Source organism: Methanonatronarchaeum sp. AMET-Sl (assembly GCF_029854155.1).
Taxonomy (GTDB): domain Archaea; phylum Halobacteriota; class Methanonatronarchaeia; order Methanonatronarchaeales; family Methanonatronarchaeaceae; genus Methanonatronarchaeum.
The window spans coordinates 223,871-250,482 of record NZ_CP122958.1 but is presented as its reverse complement, the minus strand read 5'-3'; the positions used below and the strand labels follow the sequence as shown (position 1 = coordinate 250,482).

Here is a 26,612-nt window from a genome sequence, read left to right as displayed (position 1 = left end):
TTTAAATTCAGACATCCTAAACTATCTATTAAATAAATCAACAGTAAACATATACATTTATTTAAATAAAATGTAATATAGAATAGAAATAAAGTATAATACACTTATTTATTAAAAAAATTATAGCTTTTTATAATAGAATCCTTTCTTTATGGCTTTTTCTTTATTATATTTACCTCTAACGTCAATTAAAACTGGGTTCTCTTTCATACTATCTTTCAAATTTTCTAGGGTAATTTTTTCAAATTCTTTGTGTGTTACACTTACAATTGTGCAATCCGGATTGCAATCCTCTATGTCTTTTACTTCCTGTATCTCGAATTCTTTTTCAATTTCCTTGACGTAGGGGTCTAGTCCGTAGACTTCTGCATCTCTTTTTTTAAGTTTTTCTGCTATTTTTTTGGCTGGTGAGTTTCTGGTGTCAGCTACGTTTTCTTTGTAAGTTAATCCTAAAATCAGTATCTTTGAATCGCTGATTTTTTTATTAACTTTCTCTAGATTTTTTTGGACTAAATCTACTATGTGTTCTGGCATTTCGTTATTAATTTCTCTTCCTGCGGTGATTATTTTTGGATCGTATCCTGCTTTTTTTGATTTATGTAGGAGGTAGTATGGGTCTACGGGTATGCAATGTCCACCTACTAATCCAGGTTCATAGGGATGGAAGTTCCATTTAGTAGCGGCAGCCTCCAGAACATTATCTGTGTCCAAATCCAGCCTATCAAATATCAAGGATAGTTCATTCATCAAAGCTATGTTCAAGTCTCTCTGTATGTTCTCTATACCTTTAGCAGCCTCTGCTGTACGTATATCCTCAGCAATATAGACCTCATCACAAACCTTCCCATATAATTTGGATAGTAACTCCGTGGTTTCTTCGTCATATCCTGCTATATTCTTGGTGATTGTTTTTAATGTGTGTTCATCGTCGCCTGGGTTTATTCTTTCTGGTGAGTATCCTATCGAGAAATCTCTACCACAAACAAGACCAGATTTCTCTAGAACCGGTTTAACAACCTCTTCAGTCGCTCCAGGATATACAGTTGATTCAACTACCACAACGCTATTTTTAGTTAAATTTTCACTGACAGTACTTGCAGCATCCTTCAAAATACTGAGATCCGGCTCTCCATCTTTTATAGGAGTAGGTACAGCAATCAAAATGAAATCAGCCTCAGAAATCCGATTTTGGTTTGTAGTGTATTCAAGGTTATTTTTATCATTTCTTTCGTTTAAACGATTTATTTTATCTTGATTGATATCGAGACCGATAACATCTATTTTTTTGGAAAACTCCTCTATAAGAGCTTCCCCAACGTAACCAACACCCATAACACAGACTGTAGCTTCATTCTCTAAAAGTTTATCTATAAGCTTCATTATACCACTCAACAGTTTGTTCCAATCCTTCATAAAAGCCAACATCAGGAGCGTATCCCAAATTTTCTTCTATTTTAGTTATATCCGCTAAACTATGTCTGACATCTCCTTCACGAGGCTCAGTATACACAGGATCTATATCTTTACTCATTATCTCCGCTAGGCTCCTTGCAAGCTCATCGATTGAAAATCTTTCTCCACAACCAACATTAAAAACACCGAGCTCATCCTTTTTAGCGGCCAGTATATTTGCCCTAACCACATTATCTATATATGTGAAGTCTCTGGTTTGCTGACCATCCCCATAGATTACGGGTGGCTGGTCGTTTGATAGGCGCTTTATGAATTTTGGAATCACTGCTGCATACTCCGAGCCAGGATCTTGTTTAGGGCCGAAAACATTGAAATACCTTAAAGAGACCGTATCCAAACCATATACTTCATGAAAGGCCTCACAATATTTCTCTCCACTTAATTTTGATGCAGCATAAGGAGACAACGTTCTAGCTCTCATATTTTCTTTTTTAGGTAGGTCTTCACCGCCACCATATACCGATGAAGAAGATGCAAAAACAACTTTATTGACACCTAGGTCTCTTGCTGCAGTTAAAACATTCAAGGTACCATCAATGTTAGCTTGGTTTGTTTTTTCAGGATTTTTTACGCTCCTTGGTACGGAAGCCAGAGCTGCTTGATGAAAAACCCAATCAACACCACTTAAACTCTCTTTAACCAAGTTTAAATCCGTGATACTTCCTTCGATAAACTCAACATTATTTTTATTCAATAATTCTGAGATGTTTTCGATTTTACCTGTAGAGAGATTATCTAAAATCTTTACATCATGATTTTTAGATAGTTCCTCTGCTAAATTACTGCCAATGAATCCAGCGCCACCAGTAACCAATACATTCATATAAAACCCTTTCTGTGATAATTTCCGTGTTAGATAATAAATTTCGTGTTCAATAAAACCAATTATAAGATATAAAAGTTTATTTTCTTGTTTTTTTATTTGAATGTATGTTTAAGGGTTTGTTTGTAGTTTTCCTTTACTTTTTTAGAGGTATGGTGTTTTTTTACTGTTTTATAAGCTTTTCTAGCAATTTCTTCTTTTTTTGATTCTTCAAGTTCATCTATTTCTTTTATTTTTTCTGCGATACCTTCGGGTGTGTTTTCTTTTAATATAAATCCATTTTCTCCATCTTCTATTATATCTGGAATTGAACCTACTGGTGAAGCTAGTACAGGGGTTCCACATGCCATTGCTTCCAACATAATGTTAGGCAATCCCTCCGAATGAGATGGAAGTGCTAAAACCTTTAATTCATTCAAATATCCTGGGAGGTGATTGTGTTCAATCCAACCCTCATAATGAATATATTCTTCAAGTTTTTCATTTTCGATGTACTTCATAGCTTCCTTTTTTTGGCTTCCATCACCACCTAAAAAAACATTTTTAACTGACTCTGTTGAATTTAAGAGTAAAGGAATGGATTTTAAAAAACCTATAACGTTTTTAACCTCTTCAAACCTGCCAATATAACCAATATCATATTCTCTTTCAGAATAAGATTTATCTAAGTTGAAAGTACTGAAATCAACTATATGTTCATAAGCAAACTCGGTTTTATTTTTATATTTTTCAAGCCCCCATTCCTTCAACAAGTTCTCTGAGTAGAGTATGATTCCATCGGATAACCAAAAACTAAATTTAATTAGAATATTGTGTCGACCTGAATCCTTATTGTAGCTAGTAGGCTTAGCCATAAGAGCTATTACAGTGTTTTTACCCATTAGTTTCGCTACTATTAGAGGTAGTAGTAGGTATCCTGACCAGAAGAACAAGTAGTTATCTACTTTTTTTTCTTTCAATATACCATATGACATCCTAATCTGGCTAAAGAGATATCTTAAAGTCCTTGTAAAGATATTATTTCCGCTCTTATGGTTAACCCGATGTGTATTAATTTTGTTTGAATCAGGTGTCTGTTCAAAACCTTGATTTCCAGATACCACATAGACTTCATCAGAAAAGGAACTACATATAGAAACTAAGTTACTTAATGGCTTAGAACCAGCCGAACTAGCAGGAAAACGAACAATCCCGATTGAATCGAACTCAGTCAAGATAACAACTCCATATAAATCTCCTCCATCTGCCTAGCAACATTACTCCAAGAATGCCTTCTAGCATACTCAACAGACTTCTCCTCCAACATCCTTTTATCTTCATCCTGCATCTCGAAAAACTCAATTATTTTGTCAGCAAAGTCCCTTGGGTTATCAACTTCTGCATGTAAACCAACTTCCCCTTTTTTAATAACGCTCATTAATGGTCCGATATCGCTTACTAAACATGGTGTTCCCGCAGCCATTGATTCAAGAAGAACTCTACCAAAGGTCTCTGCTTTCGATGGAAACACAAATAAATCGGAACACGAGTATAATTTAGCCAATTTATCCTGGCTCGATACATATCCAGTTAAGATTACCTTATTTGAATAACCTTTTTTATCAGCCCTTTTTTCAACAAATTCCTTTAAAGGACCGCTTCCAACTATTATAAGACAAGTAGATGGATATTTATCTATGACACTTTCAAATGCAGCCATTAAGGTTTTAATACCTTTCCTCTCAACTAGATCTCCAACAAATAACAATTTCTGATTAAACTCTTTTAGCTCCTGATAATAAGGAATATCCTTAATTAAACTGGCCTCTTTCTTTGAAAAAGCTGCAAAATCTACACCATTATTCACCACTCTAATTTCGTCTTCATATCCCTTCAAGATAGAAGCTTCTGATATAAATCCTTCAGTTGGAACAACAACCATATCACTTTTATGTAACAATAAAGGCATAACAGTATTTAAATACGTTTCCATCCCTATTCTTCTTTTTAAACCACCCCAATTAGCGTTAAGTGACCCTCTTATAGAGAGCACTAACGGGACACCGTTTTTATACTTATAGTAAAGGGCAGGTAGGCCAGCCCCTGGGTATCCTAAATGACAATGAATTAAGTCAAATTGTTTATTTGAGGGTCCGAATACAAATTGTGGGGTTGGTATTAGTTTATATGGGCTACCATAATTTGAGAAAAATGGCTCCAAAGTAGGATATCTAAATAGTCTAGTATTTTGATTTATTTTTTCTTTTTGTACATGGTTTTTTGAGCCGACTGAAATAATTGTGCATTTGAATTTATCTTTATCGATATTCAATACTGTGTCTCTTAGGGAATAGCCTGCACCACCTGAGCAATTTGTTTCAGTTTTGTTGAATGGGGGAGAGGAGGGGAATTCTGTATTAAAAAACCCTATCTTCTTACTCATTTTTGTAAAAACCCTTATTTTTTATTTATTTTTATTTATATACCGTTCTAGTGTTCTTCTGCGGTTTTTCTATAGGTTTAGCAGGTAATAATTCGTTTAAATTGTTTTAAAATTTTTTATTTATTTTAGTATTCATAAGTAGGATTTTTATTAAAATTATGAATAAGTGACTTGTCTCTTCTCTTTCTCTATCGTATTTGGGTTTTTTTGGTTTTTTATTTATAAACCCCATCCATTTTGATTGAATTACCTCCTCTTTTTGAGCTTTAGCTGAAAGTTTTTTTATTTTATCTTTAATTTTGGACGCTTCTTCTATATCAATTGAAATACTGTTATTGTTACATTGCGTATAAGGTATTATTTCAAAATTTAAATTCTCTTTAGTTATATGTAGTAAAACCGAGTAACCTTCAAACCAGTAATGGGGATAACTTTTTTCTGAGTGAAGGGGTGGATAGAAAGTTTCCTAAACTATCAAAGAGAGGGGTCTCCTTATGTGATTCATATCCTTCAATACAGTGAGTGTGATGTTCCGCTACTATATCCGATCCATTTTCAGCAATAAACCTATATCGCTTCATGGTTTTTGGGCTTGGATGATGATAGCCTCCCTGACCACCCTGTATGTTAACTATATTATAACTATTATCTTGTCAGATACTTATCTCATTCATAATTTCACGTCATATATCAGGTTTCGCTAATTTCGGATTTTACCATCCGGATTTTCCCTGAAGAATCTTTTCTAATCTCATCAACTTCGTGAACTCTTACATCTACATTCTTCCCGCATATTTCTTTAACTTTATTTCGAATATTAGAATTTGTTTTTTTAGAATAGTTTTCATTCCCAATAATTTTCACTATTATTAGATCTTTCTTCTTTTGAATTATTTTAGCTTCTTCAATACCTTTTGTGTGTTTAACTGCTAGATGGAATGGTATTGGTGATAACTGCTTTCCATTTTTTAATTTTATAAAATCTCCTTTCCTTCCTAGCACTTTATCCATCAAAGGTAAACCTCTTCCGCATTTGCAGGCTTCATCACTTGGTACGCCTCTATCTCCTACATCATATCTTATTAAAGGCATACCGTAATTGAAAAGGGTAGTATATATGATATCCCCCCATTCCCCTGGGCTAACTTCCTTATTATTCTTTGTAAATTCTATTGCAACAGAATCAATATCCATGTGATATCCCATATGTTCTTCACATTCCCATGCTGTTCTGTTCACCTCGATACAGCCGAACAGGTCTATAACGTCACTACCAAAATTTTTACTTATTTTTGATCTACTTATATTGTCCAACAGTTCTGCTGTAGTGAACACTGTTTCTATATTCAATTCATCATTGTTATCATTAAGATATTCAGCTATCAACTCTATTTGAGAGGGATATCCTGTAAAAACATCCGGTTGGATTTTCTTTAAATCTTGAACTTGTTTTTCTACATCATCAAAAAGATTTATATATTGAATCCTGAATATCCCAAATTTCTGAAAAAATGTTTGGGGTGGAACAGTTCGAGCATCTCCCATAATCGCCCATTTTTTGTAAAAATTTAAACCATTCTCTATATGGGATCTTAAATTAACAGCTTTACTAAAATCATCGCCCCTTTGGTCATAAACTACTTTTAATGGGGTTCCTGTTGACCCACTAGTGGGTACAACCCTAGCTTCTGATAAATCAAGCTCTGGGTTTACTATATCTTCAAAATTTTCTTTAATCTCTTTTTTGGTCAAAATCGGTAGCTTTTTTAAATCCCGTTTACTTTTGATATCTTGAGGTTTTACTCCTACTTCTCTAAATCTGTCGTGATAAAATGGGATGTTCTCATATGCAAACTTAATAATCTTTCTAAGTTTTTTGTTTTGCAGCTCCCTCAATTCTTCTAAACCTTTCCATTGATTTCTCTGTAATCTTTTTAAATAATAAAATTTCCTTATAGGTGAGATAAGATTCAAATCAACCACCAAACTAATTAATCCTTTGATAAAACCCTAAAGTTTTTTATAAAGTATCACTTCGAAATATATTTTTAATTCCCTTTCCACCTTCTTCACGATATTTCTTCACTATCCTATTTTTTTCAAAATTTTGTTTTCTAATTACTAAATTTCTTAAGACCTTTTTGTGTAATAATATATTCCAAACGTTAAGCATATCCTTTAGAATCTGGATAGTAGTTGGCTAAAATACTGTTTATTTAAAAAATTATCTCTATAGAATGGTATAATGTTATAATATGTTTAATTATTTTTCTCAAATCCCTCTTTTTTTGCTTTTTTAATCTTTTGTAACCTTTTTTTCTGTTTTATTTAGTTTTCGGAGATTTTAGTTATATTTAAAGATATTTCAAAGCTTAATTTGTAATTTTAATTATTTATTTAGTTTGAGTATATCATTGATTAGAGTTGATTAGATTTTTATATACGAGGTTGGTTTTTCTTACTGTGTCGCTCCAGCTGTAGTGTTTTTTTATTTTTTTGCGGCCGTTTTCTTTAAATTTATTTCTTTTAGTTTCATTGTTTAGGAGTTTGGAGGTTTTTTCTGCCAGTTGGTGGGGATTTTTTTTATGTACCATGTAGCCGCATCCGTTGACTATTTGTTTGAGTTGGGGTAGGTTGGTTGTTATGACGGGTGTTCCGCATGATAGTGATTCTAGCACTGTTCTGGGTACGCCTTCGGTAAGGCTTGGTAGGATAAAGGCTTTTGATTCGTTGTATAGTTGAGGCATTTCTTTATTTGGAGTGAAGTCTTTGAATATTATTGATTGGTCTAAGCCGTGTTTTTTGGTTTTTTTGATTATTTCTTTTTTTAATGGTCCTTCTCCAACCATCTTTAATTTTAAATTTTTATATCCTTTGTTTTTGAGTTGTTTGAATGCTTTTATTAGGTGTTTAACTCCTTTTCCAGGTTGGAAGCGACCTACCCATAAGATCTGGTTTTTTTCTTCAACTTGATTGAGTGGTTTGAAGGTATCTGTGTTTATTCCGTTATGTATGGTTTCTATTTTGTTTTTAATTCCTAATTCTCTTATTTTTTGTTTTTCTTCTTTTGAATAGGTTATTATTGCGTCTGCTTGTCTGAATGTCCATCTCCCAAGAGTTTTGTTATAGAGATTACTGAACCATAATGGAGCGGTTTGAGACTCAAGACCATGATTCGTAATAACCAAAGGTGTCTCCCTAAATTTACTTAAAAATGCAGTCAGATTGGTGGTGAAAAAAAGATGAGAATGAGCATGAACAACATCAAAATCACCAACACAACTCCTCAATCTATTAAATACATTCAGAGATATAGGGTTCCCAAACAACTCTATATCCGGATCATATCTATAAAGTTCATATCCATCTCTAAACTCCCTATTAGGTTTTTCTCCAGTTTTTTTAGAAAGAACAGTCACATCATGACCCATCTCCGACTGCATCTTCGACATCTCATGAACATGCAGACCAACACCACCAACAACCTCAGGATAAATATCCCCAGCAACCCGCAGAATCTTCAAAATACCACCATAAAAACCTAAAATAAACAACCGATTAACACAGCTAGTTTAATTGAACTTCCATCTAATAATTATAACCCAAAAAAACAATAAACCACTTCTACTTAATTATCTAATTCAAAAGTTGTTTATATAGATATATTTGGTTAAGAGTTTATGATTTAATTATTATTAATAGGAAAATTCCTATAGCTATTATTAAACCTATTATGAACGCACCTATATAGTAGATGCTAGGTATCAATATCTCTATAAAACTTTGACCACCCCATAAATCAAAGTAGTAAGTTAAATATGTAATAAAACCAAGGACTACTCCACCTATACCTAGGTATATCCCTTTTTTTCTGCTTTTACCTCTACCGAAATAAGCCATGAAAACTCCAGCTAGCAAAATAAAAAAGCTTGTTGTTAGCAAAACCACTGTTAAAAAACCATATAACCCTAAAAACATTTTATGCCTCCACTTTATACCAAGTCTCTTTGTTCCCCATGGTTTTTAATTCCATTGATGAATCAAATTTACCTACGTCATTCCAATTTAAGTATAAAAAGTTTTGGTAAATCATTTTAATCTTTAATCACAAATTTGCTTTTTTGTTTTCTTGAGATAAACCAATTATCTCCTTACCAAAAGGAACACTATAACACTATATTATTTTTAAAGACCTCCTACTTTCTATATACAGTATTATATAGAGTATAAACTTTATATTGAATACTATACCGTTGTTAATTTAATTAATTCTGTCGCCGATTGAATGGCTTCCAATTGATAATTTTGTCAAAAACCAATCGATATATTAAATAAAACAATTAAATAAAGGTTAAAGTTTAAAAATCTACTTAAATCAAATATATTTTACTGAATTTAAGCTTTTATGCTTATTTTTTTACAAATCTACATACCTTGGAGTATCATCGAATAGTTTCTATACAGCTATAGCTACTTATAGGTTAAATTTAATTCTATTTAAGATTAATGAGATAATTATGGTCTTAAAGAAGCTTTTAAAGGAAAAAAAATAATTCAATCGGAAAGTTTAGTTTAAATTGTATCGAATTAATTAAGACAGTTCTCGTTATTATAATATCTTAATTGACTGGAGTTGGTGATTAATGGAGCATGAAGAAATTATTAGTTTTATTGAGAATTTCCTAAATCATTCGAATTTCAAAATAGTTAATCATTCTCATTCAGGTAAAACACAGCTATACGTTTTTTTAGATAATGATAAAAAACAAAAGTATTTGCTGAAGAATTATCCATAACATGGAGAAGGTCATTTAGGAACGTCTAACGAATATTATTACCAAAAAATTTTCCATCAAACCCTTGAAAATAATCCAGAACAAAAAAATATTAACTGTCCTAAAGTAAGGAAAGTTGATTTAGATAGAGATATCTTAGTAATGGACTATATTGAAGGAAATGATTTAAGAAAACTTCTTCTTAGAAGAAAACCAGTAGATTCTGATTATTTATCAATGATTCTTAAGTCGGTTGGTAATGGATTAGCAAAATTCCACAAGACTTTTATTAAACCGGATTGGAAATCTAAGAAAAATTTAGAGAACTATTGCAGTTATTGGAGAATAAGGGGAGAAACAAAGATTTCTTTAAGACGATTGAAAAAAAGTAGATTAAATTATGTATCAAGCACATTTGGAGATATAAGCCCTGATAATATATTAGTTAAGAATGACAAAGCATATCTAATCGATTTTCCCAGTCCATCGAAAAAAGGATGTATAGGTCCACCTCACATAGATTTAGCAAGGTTCAAATACTCTCTATACAGACTAAATTTGTATCCTCATTTTAATTTTTTACCACTTGACTGGTGGTCACCAGAAAAACTGTTTGAACAATTTGCAGAAGGCTATCAAAACGAAATAGATTCAAAAATAAATAATATAGACAAAAAAATCATAAAAAATCTATTAAAAGAATACGTTATAACAGAAAGAAATAAAATAAAAAATACTAAAAACCAAAGCATCAAAGGCAAACTTACAAACATATATCATCTTTATATGCTACATAAAATCAAAAAAGAAACAAAATAACCTATAAATATCTTAATTCTGCCTTAAATGGAGTTAATTTAATTTTTTTGATGGCGTTTAGGAATATACCAATTGGGTTTTGTTTTTTGAAGTCAAAAATATGTCTAAAATCATTATTAAGCGATTCTTTAGCAGATTTTATCCATTCATACCTATGTAAAAGACTTCCTAGATTTCTTTGTTCAACTAAATTGTTCCATTGCTTTTTATCCACCATAGATATAGAATTATAGCTTTTGACTTCTATATTAACCAGATAAACCCTCCTAATTATAAGTATCTAATTAGCTCTGCATTGTTGACGTAGGTTGTGTCTTCAATCTCTGATAGTTTTTTGAGTATTCTTTCCAGTTTTTGCCAGTTGTTTCTTTTGTCTATACTCCAGGAATGCCCCCGTAGATGGAACATTCCTCCTTTTTCCCTGAGGATTTCTATTGACCTTTCTGCTATGTCAAACCAACCGCCAAATGCTCTTTTCTTTAAAATTAATTTTATCGGTAAACCCAAATCTTCCATCGATCTGATTTTCTTTAAATAGCCTATATAATGTCCTCGATGGATCGATCCAACTTGTACGGTTGTTCCTAGTTCAAAGGGTTTTTGTTGGTTTGTGTATCAGATTGGTTTTGTTGTCCTGGATAGTTTGAATCCTGCTTTTTCAACTATTTCGGGATGGTTTTTGTTATATTTTCCTCCTGGATAGCAGAATTAATTGATTTCTTGGTATGCTTCTTTTTTAGATAGTTCTTTCTTTTATGGTGGTATGTATGCCCTCCAATTTCAAACTCCTTAGATATATCCTTAATCTGTTTAGAGTCCATGTTTTTCCTTTCGATATTGTCTATTGGTATGTAGAATGTTCTCGGTATATCGTATTTCGTTAATAGTTTAGCCAGTTTTAAGTCAAGAGGATGACCGCCATCCCAACTTGTTGTCACAACAAACTTATCTACAAACAAAACTCCTGAACAAAAGTGAAAACCACTTATTAAGAAAGGAAACAGATAGTTAGAAAACTATTTTTTCAGCTAATGTTCATTATTTTGGTTGAAGTGATTTAACTATTTACCTAAAAATCTTGGGTATTTTTATTTACTGTCTTTTGTTTTTTCGGGTTTTTTCAATCAGTATTATGGTTGTTGCTGCTGTTCCTGTTAGTATTGCTGGTATTTTATCTGTGGATAGATATATCCCGATTGTTGGTGGTTCCCAAGCAAGAGGATATAGTATTGCGTATTGTTCTGGAGAGGGTGATATTAGAAAGAAGTCTAGGGTTAAGTGGGATATTACTCCAAAAACCAATAGGATTAGGACTTTAGTTCTATGTTGCTTTTCAAAAAACAAAGTTAGTATGATTGAGGTTATTGTGGCTCCTACAAGAGTGTGTAGGCCGAACCATGTGTAGTGAATGCCGAGTTGTTCTATTATTGGGCTTGGTATTATAATTTCGAGTCTTGATAGGTCTGGTATTATAGCTCCTATCATCCCAACTGGTATTAGTTTATCTTCTATAAACTCTGTTTTCCAGGAAAGTAATTTCAGGATAATAAAAACAGTTGCTATGTGGGTGAATAGGTCTGCCATCACTCTCTCCTCCTAAACACCAGTTTGTTGAAGTCGGGTTTCCAGTACCGGAAAAACAACCCCAACGTAATTAATAAACCGAATATAGAAACTAGATACATATAGAGGTAATCGGTTTGGCTTTGAACTACCATGTCTTTTACTTCAAGGGTTTCATCTGGCTCCAGAACACCATAAACCGATAAAATCTCACCTTCCTCAACATCCCGATCAACCCCAACCAACTCCAACCTAAACTCACTATCCAAACCATACTCAATAGAAATAACAAGGGGAGAAACACTTACCACTTCACCAGAACCACTAAACTCACCACCAACATACTCACCATAACCCTCAGCAAGCTCCTCCGCCAAAATCTCGTTCTCTACTTGATACTCAGCATACCCAACATTAAGAAAAAACAACCCAACCAATAAAACCAAAACAAACAACAAACGCTTACCCATCCTAATTTTATCCATCTTATTAAATATAATAAATGAAGATATATTAAACTTTTAAATAAAAATTTAATAAGAATTCTTTTTTTTGTTAAATGCAAGTAAAATTATTTAATTTTTGAAGATTAAGGTAGATTCAATGATTGAGAATGATAATTTTGATCCGTCTGAAAGCCGAAGAAAGAAAAGTCCGACAAAGCTTCGTAGGAAAATTATTAAGCATTATAATATAAAACGCCTAAGAGACTTTTCAAAAATTATTCCGTCCGGAAGATATATGTTGTCCATTGGTTCAGGTTATTCTGAACTCGAATCAAAAATTCTTTCAAATGAATTTGAAGAAGTTTTTACCTTAGAAATCAACCAAAAAAAAGCTAGAATTGCAAAAGATAAAGGTCTAAATAGTATTGAGGTCAAGCACCCCCTCTCCCATTTAAATCAAACTTGTTTGATGTTGTAATAGGAGCTGGAGTCGTGGAACATATTCCAGAAGATAAGAGAATTAATTTTTTTACTGAAGTTGATAGGTGTCTGAATAACGATGGAGCTTTATATCTGACTGCTCCGGTTGAAGTTGGTTTTTCTGGGTTAATACGTTTTTTAGCCAAGAATTTTGTATATCCAAATAGGGGAGGTACACCTAATGGAGTCTCTCGTTATTTTGATTATTCCTTGGAGGAATTTCTAAAGACCGTTCCCAGAAATAAGCATGGAACAGGACATCGATATTACAATTACACATATACAATTAATGAATTGAAATCCATATTTGATAACGTATCTATATATGGTTGGCCCGTTAAAAAATTAAAACAATTAAACCCTCTTCTTTTTATTCAAGCAAAAAATAACAAATAAAATCTTGAATTTCAGAGCGATATATAAGGTTTATGCATTTTTTATACATTCAACAAAGATAATGTTTCTGAAAGGTGGAAACAACTTTGTGATAGTATAATAAATGGTCTTTACTATACGGGTAGTGCTTCCTTCATTTTTTGGATTAGATAATATGTTTGGTTGTAAAAACTTTTTTGATTTAATTTTAAAGTCGGAATCTTTTAATATTGAAATTAGCTCTTTTCTTGTGTATAGATGAAGATGACCATGGCCATGAACCCAATCTTTCTTAAATTGGTTATCTGGATGAGGTAATGGATTTCTACCCAATAAAAGTTTCACTCTTCGATGTAAACTGGCAATATTAGGAACACTTATAATCAATTTACCATTGTTTTTTAGTATTCTATTTATCTCATTTAATACTTTACTAGGTGGTGCAAAAATATGTTCTAATACCTCCGTAAAAATAACTATATCAAATTGATTATCTTCAAATGGAATTGAAACTTTATCAAGATTACAAGACTTAAATTCGATATCTTTCTCCTTACACCGATTTTCCATTAAATCAGTCCGATCTAAAGTTGAAATCTCATAGTCTGGATATTTTTCTTTAAGAAAAAGAGTAAAAGGAGTTGTCCCTATATCAAGTAAATTCAATTCTTTTGAGGATTCAGGTAATCTATCTAATATTTTTTCAAATCTATATTTATGTGCTTTCATATACTTGATTTCGTCTTTTTTTATCTAATTCCAAATAATCGGAAAATTCTGACTTTTTTAATTTACTAATGTAATCTTCAATATCCATCTTTATAATCCCCTAAGACTTAATTTGCTCAAGAACCTTAAGTCTTCTTTTTTTGAATTAAAGGCTATATTTTGTATATTTTTAGGCAAATTTAATCAAAAGATAATGTCAAAAGGCTAAGAAACCCCCCTCCTGATGGTTTAATCTATTTCAATATCTGATATCAATTAGGAAAACGAAATCAATGAAATCAAAACCAGTAGTAATCTATTACTTATTTCTGATAGGAGAGTTTTATTGAAACTTAAATAACGTTTTATTATTTGAATGTATTATTTGAAAAAGGGAACAATCATTTGAATTAGTTTTAATTTTTGCTAATCCATTCAGAAGTTGGCCAAGAATCTGGTTTTAATAGAGTAAAAATAGTTTACCAAATTCTAATTTAATTTGACCGCCATCACTCCAGTTTTACTATAAAGCTCTTGTTTATTTAATATCTGTATAAGAAATCTAAGTTAACTCTATTTTTTTTAAAAACTAATTTTTTCTTCAACATATCTCTATCAATAACTGGTTTTTTATGGTTTTAGGGTTTTTGATGTGGTTATATCACGATTTTTAAATGTGTTTTCCAAAGTTTTATATGGTTTTACGTCCATTTTATCATTGATAATTATGTTATCGAATCGATTTGGTTTGTTTTTTGGTAACCAACTACATAGCAACCGTAATAACGGATATACGGTCGCTATAGCGATTTTATCCCCTCGGGTCCGTACCTACAAAAATTTTTAAACTGATATGATGGTAAATTAGAGATAGCAATAAAAAGCTTAAAAACCATATTTTTTGTTTGATGATGCTGTTGGCTCGGCTTATTACAGTTATATCGAAAAGACCATTTTGATGAATCTTAATGAAACAAGATTTTGTTTAAGTATTTTAACGAGGAAATTAAAAGGCAAATACTGTTGCTAAAATTATATTAGAAGGCAAGGGAGTTAAACTGTATAATGCAATGATCGGTGGTGAGATAGAGGGATATACCTAAGTAGAATTGGAAGAATTTTTTATAAAATGAGAACCATTGATTGTAAACAATATACGATTAATTATAGTTCAAATAGTTATGTTATTTTCTCCATAAATCACCTAGTTTGTAATCATATTTTAAGGGCCTAATTTTTGCTGCACCTGATTCTGGGCACACGGTTAATTCCCCAAAAACGATTCGTTCATTGTTTAGACTATATAAATCAACTCGTATGAAATTAAAATCTGCACTTAGTTTTTCTGCTATTTCAATCATTTCTTCTAAATTACTTGGTTTTTGAATTTTAGGTCCTTTTGGATATTTTATTTTAAAGTTCTGAGCAATCCAATTTTTATCAAATATTGTCCTTCTATGGTTATCATATCTATCAAAATCAACCTGGATATACTCTACTTTATTATGAAAAGCAAAAAATTTAAAGTCCAAGGGCACATAAGAGTCCTCAGTTTTGAGTCTTTCTTCTACGATTATACGTGGTTTTATTTGTTCGTACCAGTACTCTTTGTTTTTTTTCCCATGATTTATTTTTAGCCAATCACTACACTTATCTTTTATTTCTTTTTCTTCAAGGTCAGTATCTTTATCCAGTATGATTACTGGTCCACTCAAGTGTGTTGGCTTTATAACGTATTCATCAGGAAGTTCTTGGAAAGGTATAGTTTCTGGATCTTCTGTGACATGATATAGGTCTGGTAGAATATCATTTTCTAGTTTTCTATTAACATAGCTCCTAGCGTTAAATTTATCCTCAACAATGGAAAAAAGCTTGTTATTTGTATACAATTTACGATGTAACAGTTTCTCATTAAAGGTCTCGGGGGTTTTTATATTAGGCCAGTAACCCAAGTTGAAATAATTATAAAACTCATGGTTTGTCTTCTCACCTAATATTGTTTTCAAAAACGAAGAGATAGGGCTTTCTAATAAAGTATATTTGCAAATTTCTTGGCCAAAATTTTTCAATCCTTGTTGTTTAATAATTTTTAATGATTTTTTTATTTTAGACATATTTTCATATTTAATGGATTTATGTATTATTTTATGGCTAAAATATATGATAAAAACTATAAATTTTGTATTACTTCATTTAGTTTATATTTATTTTCTTCTATTTCTCCTTCGTTTTGAATATTAATAATTTGAACTTCTTTCTCTTTTTTCAGGTATTTAATTACTTTTTCACAAGCTTTTTGATGTTTGATTTGAAGATTTAACATTTCACCCCAATTTTGTTCAACGATAACGTTACTTCGATTTTTTTGTCTTTTAATACATAATTTGGGCGGACAATTAACATAGATAAGGGTTTTTGGAATTGGGACAGCATTAAAATACTTTTGAATGGTTTTAAAATAATTTTGAAAAGAAAAATCCTTCGTTTTACTTAACCATAAGATAATAGCAGCACCCATTGCAAATCCTTCATCTAAAAGTAACTTTTCATTCTCTCTAATAGTTGAAATACCTAACTGATAGTTTTCACTTTTTTTCAATATGATTTGTAAAACCCTTTCTTTTTTATAATATTCTTTTTTCAAGATATCTTTTAGAACTTCCAAGAACTCTTGGTGTTCTAACATAAAATCAGTTAAAACAAAGGGTGATAAATAATTTCTAAGAACTTTTTTTGAAAAGATTTTCTTTAATGGGGTTGGAAAAAACTGATATAAAATCTGATAGTGTTTAGGTATGTTAGTGTCAAATATTGAATTATCTAAAAACGCCCTTTCAGAAGCTTTTTCAGGAGTCCCACCGTATATATTGCTTTTTTTGGTTATTTTTTTGTGCAAACTCGATTTACCCGCTCCTGGTGGACCTATAAACTCAATGTATGTCATTTTATTACTTCTTTTTCTTATAAACTTTATAATTTTTTTCAATAAAACTTTCAATTAAATTTAATAGGTTGATTTTATAGTAAATATTATTTAACGTTTTATTCTTTTTTAGGTTTTATTTTCTATTATAAATAGTAATTACCTAACTTGATTTCTAATGTAACTTTTGACGTAAAAACTATTTACATAGATATAATATAGGATGGCTGTATGCGTATAAAAGACCGGATTGTAAAAATATATCAAGTAGAGGGCTTTTTTGGGGTTATTTCTGCGGTTTATAGATATAGTAAAGTCAAAATAAAAAACCCTAGGAGCATTCGATCTTTCATTAATTATTTTTATTGTAAATCAAAATATAGGAGCCAATTTCCGAGTCGATGTAAGATAATTAAGGTTAATCCCATTGATATAAAATATAAAATACACCCAAGATTTTCTTCCAGATATTTGAAAAGATTTAGTTATATTTTTTCTGGTAACTGGGATATTAATAGGTGTGGAGCTGAACAAAAATCAGCAAAAAATAATCGATGTTTAGTACCGTTTAAAAATTCTACTAGATATGAATCTTACAAAAGACATTTTAAAAATGGGGTTCCATGGGAAGAAACCGAATTTTATGAAAATAAAAAGGAAAAAATAAAAAATCATTCAAAATCCCATCCGAGGTATGGGTCAATTAAAAAGTTTAAGAAAAATTATCTTAAAGAAATTGACAGATTATACCACAGCATTAAGAAGGGAGGCTTTAAAACACAAGATGAATTAAAAAAAGAGGGAGAAACTCCTTCAATTCATAATCATAAATTATCTTTCAAAGAGGAAATATTAATTAATATTGGTAGAGACGGTAAATTAATATTTGATGACGGTAGAAATAGAGTATGTATAGCTAAAATACTTGGAATAAAAGAAATTCCGGTAAGGGTTTTTGTACGTCACAAAAAATGGCAAAAATTACGAAATGAAATTATTAATTCTGGAAGTATTAAAGAACTTAGTAAAAGAGCTAAAAACCATTTAAACCACCCAGATATAAATGAATTAATGAAAAACTCTTAACGAAAATTAAAATTATTTTTTTAACTGATGGACGTTTTCATCATAAGTATATAAAGAATTTGCCACACTTTTCTTTTTATTTAGAAAGTTTTATAAGGTGTGTTTAAAGCTTTTTTCTGATGTTAGTTTTTTGTTATATTCGATTTTAACTAAAATACTTGATTTCTAACATTTTGTTTAAACCACTTCATATAAAATATGATTTTACTGTGAAATAAATCATATTGGATTATTTTCCCTATTTTTAGGTATGTAGTTTTTCCAAATTTTTATTTCATTTTTGTATAAGATTTGAGAGGAAATATAATCGTATATATATCCTATTTTACCTCTAATTCCTTTTCTCTTTTTATAATCTTTATATGCTGTTTTTGGGTTTATTCTCCATGGTTTTATAGCTGTATAGTGGTAAAATTTAGCGTCACTTGAATTGATATAACGCCAAAGACCTTTGTTATGGTGTTTTAAAGTTATTATTGCATTCCACTCGAAACCTAATAATTTTAGAGAATTAGGGTAATTTTTGTATATGAATTCGTTGATTATGCGTTGGTCACTATATTGTAAGTATTTTTTATCTGTATTTCTATTTTTTGTCATAAAGTTTTTTGTGAATGTTTTTATTTCATTGAAGACTTCTTCATCTGGGCGAAATACAAATAGGCCAGCATTAAACATAGGTTGATTTTTTATAGATTTAGGAGGAAGTTTTCCAATGTTAGGAACGGCATAAAAGCCTTTTTCACAGGACCAGCCTGCTTCAATCTCTTTCAAATATTTAATATCGCTTAAACAAAGCATATCTGCATCTAAATAACAAATAGGTTCATCGAAAGGAAGGTTAAATATAAGTAATTTATTAATGTTTAGAGATTTAGATTTATCATTAAATAAGGATGAATTAAAAGCTATTTCTCCAAGTCCTTTAGAATCAAAATAACTAAGTTCAACTTCGACATTAGAATCTAAAGCCATTGAATTAATTTTCTTTTTATTAATAGAAGAAATACCTTCTCCAATTTCAACTATAGTATAATCTATCGTATCTAACCCGGAATTTTGAATAAGAGAATTAAGCAATGCAATAAACCCATCCACAAAACCATCATTCAATATCGATACAAACTTCATATTTCCACATCAAGAATGCTTTTTTAAAGATTTCTCGATCTAAATAAAAAATCAAGTTCTCTAGTATTACTAATATTTCTTCTAGTGTTACTATATTAAAAATCTATTTAAATTCCTTTGAATTTAGCTGTTTTTTATTAATCGTTTTTATTAAAAATTCTGTTTGATAAGATATCTTTAAATCCTTATAGCTTAAAGAACAGAGGAAAAACCACAAAATTACTTTTTGAAATTATTTTTAGGTTTAATATTTTGTTTTCACTTTTGTTTTTTTTCTTGTAGTTCAATAAATAGGGAATCCCCTTTATCCTAAGATTTTTCAGGTTAATTAAGGCTCCAAATTGTTCTTTTTATCTTCTCGGTTATTTTTTTCATATTCTTCGAACTTTCCTATATTATTTTTTGTTCGAGTTTCGATTATTGGTCAATTTTGCCTTAAATTAATATATATCTGATTATTTTCATTATCTTTGATAATTAGAGAGTTTATACTTTTTTTACTTAAAATGTTTCATTTGAACGCAATAAATTGAGTTTTATTTTTTTAAAGACTGGATAGTATTTTTGAAATTTAATTAGCTATTTGTTTTTATAATAAATAAGGAAAAATATATTTGGTTTTATATTTGGTTTATTTATCACATTTAACGTTTAGAATTTAAAGTAAAAATGATGATTATTTTAGAATATTAAAATTAATATGTATACTTCAGGGTAAAATTATAAAGACGTTAAAAGATTTTTTTGTTTTTATAAAGTAAATAAGTTCGAATGCATGTCATGTAGAAAATAATTCATATTTCATTTTCTTTTACTGTGAATAGCTTGTCGTATTGTTTTATTATATTTTTCCAGTTGTATTTTCCGTTTAATAGTTTCTTTAGTTTTTTGAAATCATGTTCTGTGTATTCTGTTTTTTGTAATTTATTTTTATAGTTTTTTTGATTTACAAATATGAAGTATTTTGATAAGTCAGTTTTATTTATATTTGAGTAGTTTCGGATTATTGGTATGCATTTATGTTTTAGGCTTTCCATTAGTGTTATTGGTAACCCTTCCCATTTTGATGGTTGGATTAGGTATTTGCTTTCTTCTAGCCATTTTTGTTTTTCTTCTTCGGTTAGGTATCCGTGTGTTAGTTTGTCTATTTTGTTCCATTTTTGATTGAGTGAGTATTTGTTTGGCTTTCCGCCTATATGTACTTGGTATCCTTGTTGTGTTAGGTATTTGGCTATTTTGGTTACAAGTTTTAGGTCTTTTTGTGGATGGTGTCTTCCAAGGAATACTGCTTTTTTCTCTTTTTCTGTGTCTTTGAAGCCAGTGAAATTTACTCCATTTGGTATGTGGTGTGGATTTATGTATTTGGATAGTTTTTCTTTTGAGTAAGGGGATACGACTGTTACTTGTGAGTTGCATAGAAATTTGAAATATATGTATTCTGCTATTTTATTTCGGTAGTGTTTCCACCATATATCTGTTTTCCTAGGAATTAATCCAAATAACCCATGTACGGTTAGAAAATCGTTTTTCGTCATTTTTTTATTTAGGTCGATTCCAAGTCTTGTTGAATGAACCCATAACATTTCGTCATCTGAAGCAATCTCTCTTGCTTTTTTCCGATAAGTACTATCATATTCTGGTGAAAGGAATGTGACATTATCGGGGCTTTCTCCAGATCCTACTGTATAGACATGGGCATTTCTTTCTCCATGTTTCAAATAGTTTTCAACAAGTATGCCATCTCCACCTAGATGGGGAGGGAATGATTTACAAAATATCTTCATTTACGATCAACCATATTTGCTTATATAGAAAATGTTTTTTCAATAGATTCTGATGTAGATTTTGAACTTTTTGTTATTTATTTAAAATCTGATTTGTTGAATTTAGATAGAAGTTAATTTAATAGATTGAATTCTGTTAGTGTTGATGAGGTTTTTATAGTTTTTTTGTTTTTTTATTTTGCTATGAAGTGTTTTTTGAATGTTTTTTTGATTTGTTTTTGTATTTTTGTGGGTAGGAATGTGTATAGGTATATCATTATTGGGTATATGTAGTTGTGTGGTTTTAGTTTTAGTTTTTTGACGGCTTTTATTTTGATTTTTGAGTCTGTTCTTAGGTTTTTTTTGCGGTTTAGTTGGTTTGCGAAATGTTGTTGTTCGTGGAATCTTTGTTTTGCGAGTACTTTGGGTATATTTGCTAGTTTATGGTTTTTGGCTATTTTTATGTATAAATCTAGGTCTAAGCAGTTTCTTAGATTCTCGTTGTATGGTTTTTTGTTTAAGATTTTTTTTCTTATTAGTATGGAGCTATGTAGGAATGGACTGTATCTTGGAAACGCTTTTCTTATTTTTTCGTCTTTGGTCGGTGGTTTTATAACTTCTTTTTCTTTTTCAGGGTTGTCAGGGTATTCTCTCCCCCAATAGCTTCCTACTAAACCATATTCAGGATGTTTTTCAAGAAATTTTACTTGTTTTTCAAGTCTTTTTGGTTTAGAAGGGTCGTCGTCATCAATAATTGCAATATAACGTCCTTTAGATAAATTAATTGTTTTATTAAGACTTATTGCCCGTCCTTTATTTGACTGATGATGTATCCGAATTTTACTATTGTTATGGTATTCTGACAAAATATCTTTAGTACTATCGGTAGACCCATCATCAATAATAATAAACTCATAATTGCTATACGTTTGACTCAATATACTCTCAATTACCTCTCTAAGAAATCTTTCCCCATTATACGTTGTCAAACAAACACTAACAAGAGGCTTCATAATACTAATAAATATTACAATAAATAGAATCTTATAAACTTATTTTCTTATTTTTTCAGTAGTTTATGTTGTGTAGTCCGAATTCTTTGTGTAGTTGTGTGAGTGCTTTTTTTGTTTGGTTGTTTTTGATTACGAATGATATGTTGAATTCGGATGATCCTTGGCTTATCATTATTATGTTTATTTTTTTTCGACCTATTGCTGTGAAGACTCTTCCGGCGATGCCTGGTGTTCCGGCCATTCCGCTTCCAACTACTGTTATTACTGAGACTTCGGGGTCGCTGGTTATTTCTTCGATTGTGTTGTCTGAGAACTCGGTTTTTAGTGCTTTGGTTGCTCTTGATAGGTCTTTTTCGTCTACGAGTAGGGATATTGTTGGTTCTGAGGAACCTGTACTTATCATTATTATGTTTATGTCCGCGTTTGCTAGGGCTCCAAATGCGTCTGCTGCGATGCCTGGTGTCCCAATTATATCCATTCCAGTTATGTTTACGAGGGCGACATCCCGTTCAGCAGAAACTCCCTTAACCACTCCCTCGACCTTCTCTTCATCTTTAACTATTAATGTGCCTTTGAAACTGGGTTTATATGTGTTTTTAACTCTTACCGGTATGTTTTTTTCTATTGCCGGCTCAATACTCTTTGGATGTAGGACTTCTGCTCCGAAAAAGGATAGTTCCATGGCTTCTCGATATGAAATACGTTTTAAGGTTTTAGCATCTGGAACAACAGATGGATCTGTGGTTAATAGACCGTCTACATCTGTCCAGATCCAGATTTCATCTGCATCAATCGCCCTACCAATGGTTGAAGCAGAGTAATCACTCCCACCCCGACCGAGAGTTGTTATATCTCCATTCTTAGAACAACCAATAAAACCCGTAATAACAGGCACAGACTCATTTAATAGGGGGAGGACGCTTTCTTTTATTCTTTTGTTGCTTTCTGAGAGCGGTATAGCACTTCCATAACACTGATTAGTTATTACACCCGCTTCACGCCCAGTTAGATGTGTTGAAGGAACCCCTATATCCTGGATAGCTGCACTTACAATAGGAGCTGACAACCTCTCACCAAAAGACATCAAATAATCAAAAGAACGATCAATAAAGTTATCCATCTCATCAGCCAACAACCTAAGTTCACCAAAAACCTCACCTACCTCACCCAACACCTCACCCAACAATTTTTTATCGGATATAACTTGATTGATGGTGTTTTTATGTCTGGTTTCAATTTCGTCGATTAGTTGGTTTGCTTTTTGTTTTTTTCCTTTTTTGAGGTTTTCACCAATTTCAAGTAGTTGATCGGTGGTTCCGGACATAGCCGACACTACAACAACAACCTCAACACCCCCACTATATTTTTCGTGGGTTATTGAGGCTACTTTCTTTATCATTTCGGCATCCTTTACACTTGTACCGCCAAACTTCATAACAACTCTATCCAGACTAGACATCTCCGCAACATATAGACGAGGAATTATTATAAAACTTAACCACCAAAACCAACATAAATAGATATCCTAGAGAAAAAACAAAAAAATAGGTAAGGGAAATAAAATGACGGAGCTACAGAAAAAACTAACAAAAACCGCCAATCAACTGATTCAGGAAGCGGAGACACAGTTGCCAGGTTGGGCTGAAAAAAAACTACAGAAAACCTACCAGAAAGAAGAAGGCGTTTCAAAGAAACAAATACAAAACATCCTCGATAACTTAGAAATAGCAAAATTAAAAAACAAACCAATCTGCCAGGACACAGGACTAATCACATTCTACATCGAAGTAGGAAGAGACCTACAAATAGATTTTCAAATACAAAAGGCATTAGAGCAAGCTGTTAGAGACGCTACAAAAGAACTACCGATGCGTCCAAGCATCGTAGACCCAATAACCAGAAAAAACACGGACGACAACACTGGTAGGGGAGTTCCACATATAGAATACGAACCGGTTAAGGGTGATGAAATTAAGTTGGGTGTTTTGGTTAAGGGTGGGGGGTCGGAGAATGTTGCTAGACAAAAAATGTTCCTACCGGACGAAGCAAGCAAAATCCCAGAGTGGGTAGTTGAGGTGGTTGGTGAGGCTGGAGCTAAACCCTGCCCACCTATCTACATTGGACTGGGAATTGGTGGAGGCCTGGATATTTCAGCAAAACTAGCCAAAAAAGCTTTAATGGAACAACCAAACACAAGCAAAGGAGAGATAGGGGAGATGGAAAACCAGATTTTAGAAAAAGTTAATGAGTTGGGGGTTGGGCCGATGGGGCTTGGTGGAGATACAACTGCCCTTGGAGTCTCTATAGAGACTGCATCTTGCCATACAGCCTCCTTACCTGTTGCATTAAATGTTCAGTGTTGGGCAACCAGAACCGCCACCACCACTATAGAGGCCTAAAAAATGACAAAAACCAATACCAATATAATAACACCAATCTCCAAAAACGAGATAATGAAATTAAGGGCTGGAGATGAGGTCCAGTTATCTGGAGTTATATATACGGCCCGAGACTCTGCTCACAAACGAATCTTAGAAAATGATATAGAGTTGGATTTGGATGGAGCAGTGATATATCATTGTGGGCCTTTAATGGAGAAAAACGATTGGTGGAGAGTAGTGGCTGCAGGCCCAACAACAAGCACTCGGCTCAGCAAATTCATTCCAAAACTACTACAAAAACACAAAATCAGAGCAATGATCGGAAAAGGCGGGCTCGGAAAACAAGCAATCAGAGCAATGGAAAAATATGGTTGTTGTTATCTCGCATATACCGGTGGATGCGCCGCACTAGCATCAGATCAAATCACGGAAGTAATGGATGTAAAGTGGCTAGACCTAGGAATGCCCGAAGCAATATGGAAACTAAAAATCAAAAACCTACCAACAACAGTAGCAATAGACACACAAGGAAACAACCTATACAAAAAATAACCATAGACCAGCTTAATATCCAGTCAATTTCTTTTGTTTCGTTTTGTTAATCTCGATGAATGGGATTGATTTTTTAGGCACTCCTATTTTCTTGAGGTCTTTCCGGCTGTTTATGTGGTTTTTGTTTTGATGTATTTTTCTAGCTGTTTTTGGGCCGATTCCAGGTATCCGCATCAATTGTTTTATGTCTGCTATCTCTATGTTGATTGGTTCTTTTTTTCTCGCTATCTCTAGTTTAGGGTCTCTATCCGGCAACATTCCATCTATTAGAATTTGTTTTATTTCTTTGAGTTTATAGTCATATTTTCTTAGTAGCCAATCTGATTGGTATAGTCTTCCTATTCTTCCTGTTTGTACTGGGTTTTTTGTTTGGAGGGGTGTGTTGTTTAGTGGTTTGAATCCGGAGTAGTATACTCTCTGGGTGTTGTATTTGGAGTATAGTTCGTTTGTTTTGTCGAGTATTTCTTGGTCTTTTTCGTTGAGGACTCCAACTACGAATTGTGTTGAATGGCTAACATCCATTTTATCGATCCACCTCAACCTCCGTTCAATATCGATTTTCATGTCCTTGATTGATGATAGTTCGTTTAGGTAGTTGTTGTTTGGAGCTTCTATATTGATGCTTAATCTATCTGCGACTTCAGCCGTCCTCTTTATATGGTGGCGGCTAACTCCAGGCATCACTTTAAGATGAATATACCCATCGAAACCCCGTTCTCGAGTTAGCTCTGCCGCTCGAACCAAATCACTCATAACAGAATCAACATCACCGTAAACACCGCTTGAAAGGAATAAACCACAAACCCCCTCCTTTTTTAGGTAGTTAGCTAACCTACTAACCTCCACCGGAGTTATTGAGGTCCCATTGTTTGAACATCTATTCTGACAATACAAACAATCAAACTTACATTCATTCGATAACAAAAGCTTCAACATCGAGTGAGACCCATAACTCGACTTAGCATTAAAAACCGGAAGTTTATGATTTGCACCACAAACCACATCATACTGACCTGATTCAGATAAACGCCTAACACGACTCAACAAACCCATCCTAACCAAAAAATACCAAGACAAAAAAGTTAGCATTAGTGAATAGGTAACCGAAACTAACCACAACCAAATAAAACCAAAAACACCAATGATTAAGGGTTTTGTTGGGTTGTTTTGGGGTTAGATGAAGAAGATTGAGAATATTACTGAGAAGACGCCTGTTAGGAATATTCCGTCGAATGTTCCTGCGCCTCCGATGCTTATGGTGTCTGCGCCGACTTTTTTTATTTTATGTAGGTTTAGGAGGTCTGCTCCTATTAGGACTCCTAGTACTCCGGAGGCGAATGATATTTTGGCGAGGTTTGCCTGTCCGGTGCTAAAGATTATTGTGGCTAGTAGTGAGGCGGTTACTGCGGTTATTGGTGGTATTAGCATTGGCATCGCTATCCCAACACCCTTAACAATCCTTGAAAACGCTTTAGAAACAAAAATAACTATTAATAAGGAAGATAAAGTGGCTAATATCTCTATTGGGGTGAGGCCGAAGATTAGGTAGATTGAGATTAAAGTTGGTATTAATGCGCCCCCCAGGTTTATTGCGATGGTTGTGTATTTTTTTTCGTTATATTGTTGGAATGGTGTTTCGAAAAAAGATGGACGTTGATCCATTATTTGTTTTTTTTCGATTTCTGTTATTGGTATGTTAACGATGCTGCCTACTAGGATTGCCATATAGATTAGTAGGGTTGTTAGTGGTGTGAAACCTAATACAGCTCCTACTGTTAGTACGATGTATGCTAGTAGGAAGGGGATGATGAAGAATATGATTAGGAGTGGTAGTGCTAGTGGTAAGAAGAGGCGGCCTCGCATTGTAATACCATATTTA

At 32.3% G+C, this 26,612-nt stretch carries 27 protein-coding genes; 6 read left to right on the top strand and 21 right to left on the bottom strand.

What is annotated here, in order from left to right:
- Nucleotides 1-120 precede the first annotated feature (120 nt).
- The 7 genes from QEN48_RS01190 to QEN48_RS01160 form a co-directional block, all read right to left on the bottom strand.
- Nucleotides 121-1,380 (bottom strand): nucleotide sugar dehydrogenase, encoded by a 1,260-nt coding sequence (locus QEN48_RS01190; RefSeq protein ID WP_280108595.1) that lies wholly within the window; start codon nt 1,378-1,380, stop codon nt 121-123.
- Nucleotides 1,364-2,296, bottom strand: coding sequence for an SDR family oxidoreductase (locus QEN48_RS01185; protein WP_280108594.1), 933 nt, complete (start codon nt 2,294-2,296; stop codon nt 1,364-1,366). Before QEN48_RS01185 ends, QEN48_RS01190 begins: the two co-directional genes overlap by 17 nt.
- A gap of 95 nt (nt 2,297-2,391) precedes the next feature.
- Nucleotides 2,392-3,510: a glycosyltransferase family 4 protein gene (locus tag QEN48_RS01180; RefSeq protein ID WP_280108593.1), complete on the bottom strand. Its 1,119-nt coding sequence runs from the start codon at nt 3,508-3,510 to the stop codon at nt 2,392-2,394.
- Nucleotides 3,507-4,718 (bottom strand): glycosyltransferase family 4 protein, encoded by a 1,212-nt coding sequence (locus tag QEN48_RS01175; protein WP_280108592.1) that lies wholly within the window; start codon nt 4,716-4,718, stop codon nt 3,507-3,509. Before QEN48_RS01175 ends, QEN48_RS01180 begins: the two co-directional genes overlap by 4 nt.
- 690 nt (nt 4,719-5,408) lie before the next feature.
- A complete protein-coding gene (locus QEN48_RS01170; protein WP_280108591.1) occupies nt 5,409-6,692 on the bottom strand; it encodes a hypothetical protein in 1,284 nt (427 codons plus the stop codon).
- A 437-nt stretch (nt 6,693-7,129) separates the two neighbouring features.
- A complete protein-coding gene (locus QEN48_RS01165) occupies nt 7,130-8,242 on the bottom strand; it encodes a glycosyltransferase family 4 protein (RefSeq protein WP_280108590.1) in 1,113 nt (370 codons plus the stop codon).
- 154 nt (nt 8,243-8,396) lie between these two features.
- Complete coding sequence (locus tag QEN48_RS01160) at nt 8,397-8,696, bottom strand: hypothetical protein (RefSeq protein ID WP_280108589.1); 300 nt, start codon at nt 8,694-8,696, stop codon at nt 8,397-8,399.
- Nucleotides 8,697-9,562: 866 nt separating this feature from the next.
- Here QEN48_RS01160 and QEN48_RS01155 point away from each other — a divergent pair.
- Entirely contained in the window at nt 9,563-10,312 is a 750-nt protein-coding gene (locus QEN48_RS01155; RefSeq protein WP_347985141.1) for a phosphotransferase, read from the top strand.
- A 1-nt stretch (nt 10,313) separates the two neighbouring features.
- Here the strand turns inward: QEN48_RS01155 and QEN48_RS01150 are convergent, their stop codons facing one another.
- The 5 genes from QEN48_RS01150 to QEN48_RS01130 all read right to left on the bottom strand — a co-directional run bounded on the left by QEN48_RS01150 (nt 10,314) and on the right by QEN48_RS01130 (nt 12,360).
- Nucleotides 10,314-10,529 (bottom strand): hypothetical protein, encoded by a 216-nt coding sequence (locus QEN48_RS01150; protein ID WP_280108587.1) that lies wholly within the window; start codon nt 10,527-10,529, stop codon nt 10,314-10,316.
- Between the two features lie 53 nt (nt 10,530-10,582).
- Nucleotides 10,583-10,828 (bottom strand): hypothetical protein, encoded by a 246-nt coding sequence (locus tag QEN48_RS01145; protein WP_280108586.1) that lies wholly within the window; start codon nt 10,826-10,828, stop codon nt 10,583-10,585.
- A gap of 146 nt (nt 10,829-10,974) precedes the next feature.
- Nucleotides 10,975-11,271: a polysaccharide deacetylase family protein gene (locus QEN48_RS01140; RefSeq protein WP_280108585.1), complete on the bottom strand. Its 297-nt coding sequence runs from the start codon at nt 11,269-11,271 to the stop codon at nt 10,975-10,977.
- 133 nt (nt 11,272-11,404) lie between these two features.
- Nucleotides 11,405-11,896 (bottom strand): metal-dependent hydrolase, encoded by a 492-nt coding sequence (locus QEN48_RS01135; RefSeq protein WP_280109112.1) that lies wholly within the window; start codon nt 11,894-11,896, stop codon nt 11,405-11,407.
- Complete coding sequence (locus QEN48_RS01130; RefSeq protein ID WP_280108584.1) at nt 11,896-12,360, bottom strand: hypothetical protein; 465 nt, start codon at nt 12,358-12,360, stop codon at nt 11,896-11,898. Before QEN48_RS01130 ends, QEN48_RS01135 begins: the two co-directional genes overlap by 1 nt.
- A 118-nt stretch (nt 12,361-12,478) precedes the next feature.
- Here QEN48_RS01130 and QEN48_RS01125 point away from each other — a divergent pair, with 118 nt between their 5' ends.
- On the top strand, nt 12,479-12,799 hold the full coding sequence (locus tag QEN48_RS01125) for a hypothetical protein (RefSeq protein ID WP_280108583.1): 321 nt from the start codon (nt 12,479-12,481) through the stop codon (nt 12,797-12,799).
- Complete coding sequence (locus tag QEN48_RS01120) at nt 12,784-13,197, top strand: class I SAM-dependent methyltransferase (RefSeq protein ID WP_280108582.1); 414 nt, start codon at nt 12,784-12,786, stop codon at nt 13,195-13,197. The genes QEN48_RS01125 and QEN48_RS01120 overlap by 16 nt, the downstream gene beginning before the upstream one ends.
- A 30-nt stretch (nt 13,198-13,227) precedes the next feature.
- Here the strand turns inward: QEN48_RS01120 and QEN48_RS01115 are convergent, their stop codons facing one another.
- The 3 genes from QEN48_RS01115 to QEN48_RS01105 all read right to left on the bottom strand — a co-directional run bounded on the left by QEN48_RS01115 (nt 13,228) and on the right by QEN48_RS01105 (nt 16,828).
- Complete coding sequence (locus QEN48_RS01115) at nt 13,228-13,905, bottom strand: class I SAM-dependent methyltransferase (protein WP_280108581.1); 678 nt, start codon at nt 13,903-13,905, stop codon at nt 13,228-13,230.
- A 1,163-nt stretch (nt 13,906-15,068) separates the two neighbouring features.
- Nucleotides 15,069-15,998, bottom strand: a complete 930-nt coding sequence (locus tag QEN48_RS01110) for an ATP-grasp fold amidoligase family protein (protein ID WP_280108580.1) — start codon at nt 15,996-15,998, stop codon at nt 15,069-15,071.
- A 56-nt stretch (nt 15,999-16,054) separates the two neighbouring features.
- A complete protein-coding gene (locus tag QEN48_RS01105; protein WP_280108579.1) occupies nt 16,055-16,828 on the bottom strand; it encodes a hypothetical protein in 774 nt (257 codons plus the stop codon).
- A gap of 210 nt (nt 16,829-17,038) precedes the next feature.
- Between QEN48_RS01105 and QEN48_RS01100 the strand changes: the two genes are divergently transcribed.
- On the top strand, nt 17,039-17,893 hold the full coding sequence (locus tag QEN48_RS01100) for a hypothetical protein (protein WP_280108578.1): 855 nt from the start codon (nt 17,039-17,041) through the stop codon (nt 17,891-17,893).
- A gap of 219 nt (nt 17,894-18,112) precedes the next feature.
- On the opposite strand, the gene QEN48_RS01095 is transcribed toward QEN48_RS01100, so the two are convergent.
- The 4 genes from QEN48_RS01095 to QEN48_RS01080 form a co-directional block, all read right to left on the bottom strand.
- Entirely contained in the window at nt 18,113-19,024 is a 912-nt protein-coding gene (locus QEN48_RS01095; RefSeq protein WP_280108577.1) for a glycosyltransferase, read from the bottom strand.
- A gap of 794 nt (nt 19,025-19,818) precedes the next feature.
- Nucleotides 19,819-20,808 carry a glycosyltransferase gene (locus QEN48_RS01090; RefSeq protein WP_280108576.1) on the bottom strand — a complete coding sequence of 330 codons (990 nt, stop codon included), beginning with the start codon at nt 20,806-20,808 and terminating at the stop codon, nt 19,819-19,821.
- Nucleotides 20,809-20,981: 173 nt separating this feature from the next.
- On the bottom strand, nt 20,982-21,800 hold the full coding sequence (locus QEN48_RS01085) for a glycosyltransferase (RefSeq protein ID WP_280108575.1): 819 nt from the start codon (nt 21,798-21,800) through the stop codon (nt 20,982-20,984).
- Nucleotides 21,801-21,855: 55 nt separating this feature from the next.
- A complete protein-coding gene (locus tag QEN48_RS01080; protein ID WP_280108574.1) occupies nt 21,856-23,259 on the bottom strand; it encodes an aspartate kinase in 1,404 nt (467 codons plus the stop codon).
- A gap of 103 nt (nt 23,260-23,362) precedes the next feature.
- Here QEN48_RS01080 and QEN48_RS01075 point away from each other — a divergent pair, with 103 nt between their 5' ends.
- Both QEN48_RS01075 and QEN48_RS01070 read left to right on the top strand, forming a co-directional pair.
- Nucleotides 23,363-24,199: a fumarate hydratase gene (locus QEN48_RS01075; RefSeq protein WP_280108573.1), complete on the top strand. Its 837-nt coding sequence runs from the start codon at nt 23,363-23,365 to the stop codon at nt 24,197-24,199.
- Nucleotides 24,200-24,202: 3 nt separating this feature from the next.
- The gene (locus QEN48_RS01070) at nt 24,203-24,733 is read left to right on the top strand and encodes a FumA C-terminus/TtdB family hydratase beta subunit (RefSeq protein WP_280108572.1); all 531 of its coding nucleotides are present in this window, start codon (nt 24,203-24,205) and stop codon (nt 24,731-24,733) included.
- A gap of 12 nt (nt 24,734-24,745) precedes the next feature.
- Here the strand turns inward: QEN48_RS01070 and QEN48_RS01065 are convergent, their stop codons facing one another.
- Nucleotides 24,746-25,777 carry a radical SAM protein gene (locus QEN48_RS01065; RefSeq protein ID WP_280108571.1) on the bottom strand — a complete coding sequence of 344 codons (1,032 nt, stop codon included), beginning with the start codon at nt 25,775-25,777 and terminating at the stop codon, nt 24,746-24,748.
- A gap of 129 nt (nt 25,778-25,906) precedes the next feature.
- A complete protein-coding gene (locus QEN48_RS01060) occupies nt 25,907-26,596 on the bottom strand; it encodes a DUF1614 domain-containing protein (RefSeq protein ID WP_280108570.1) in 690 nt (229 codons plus the stop codon).
- Between the last annotated feature and the right edge of the window lie 16 nt (nt 26,597-26,612).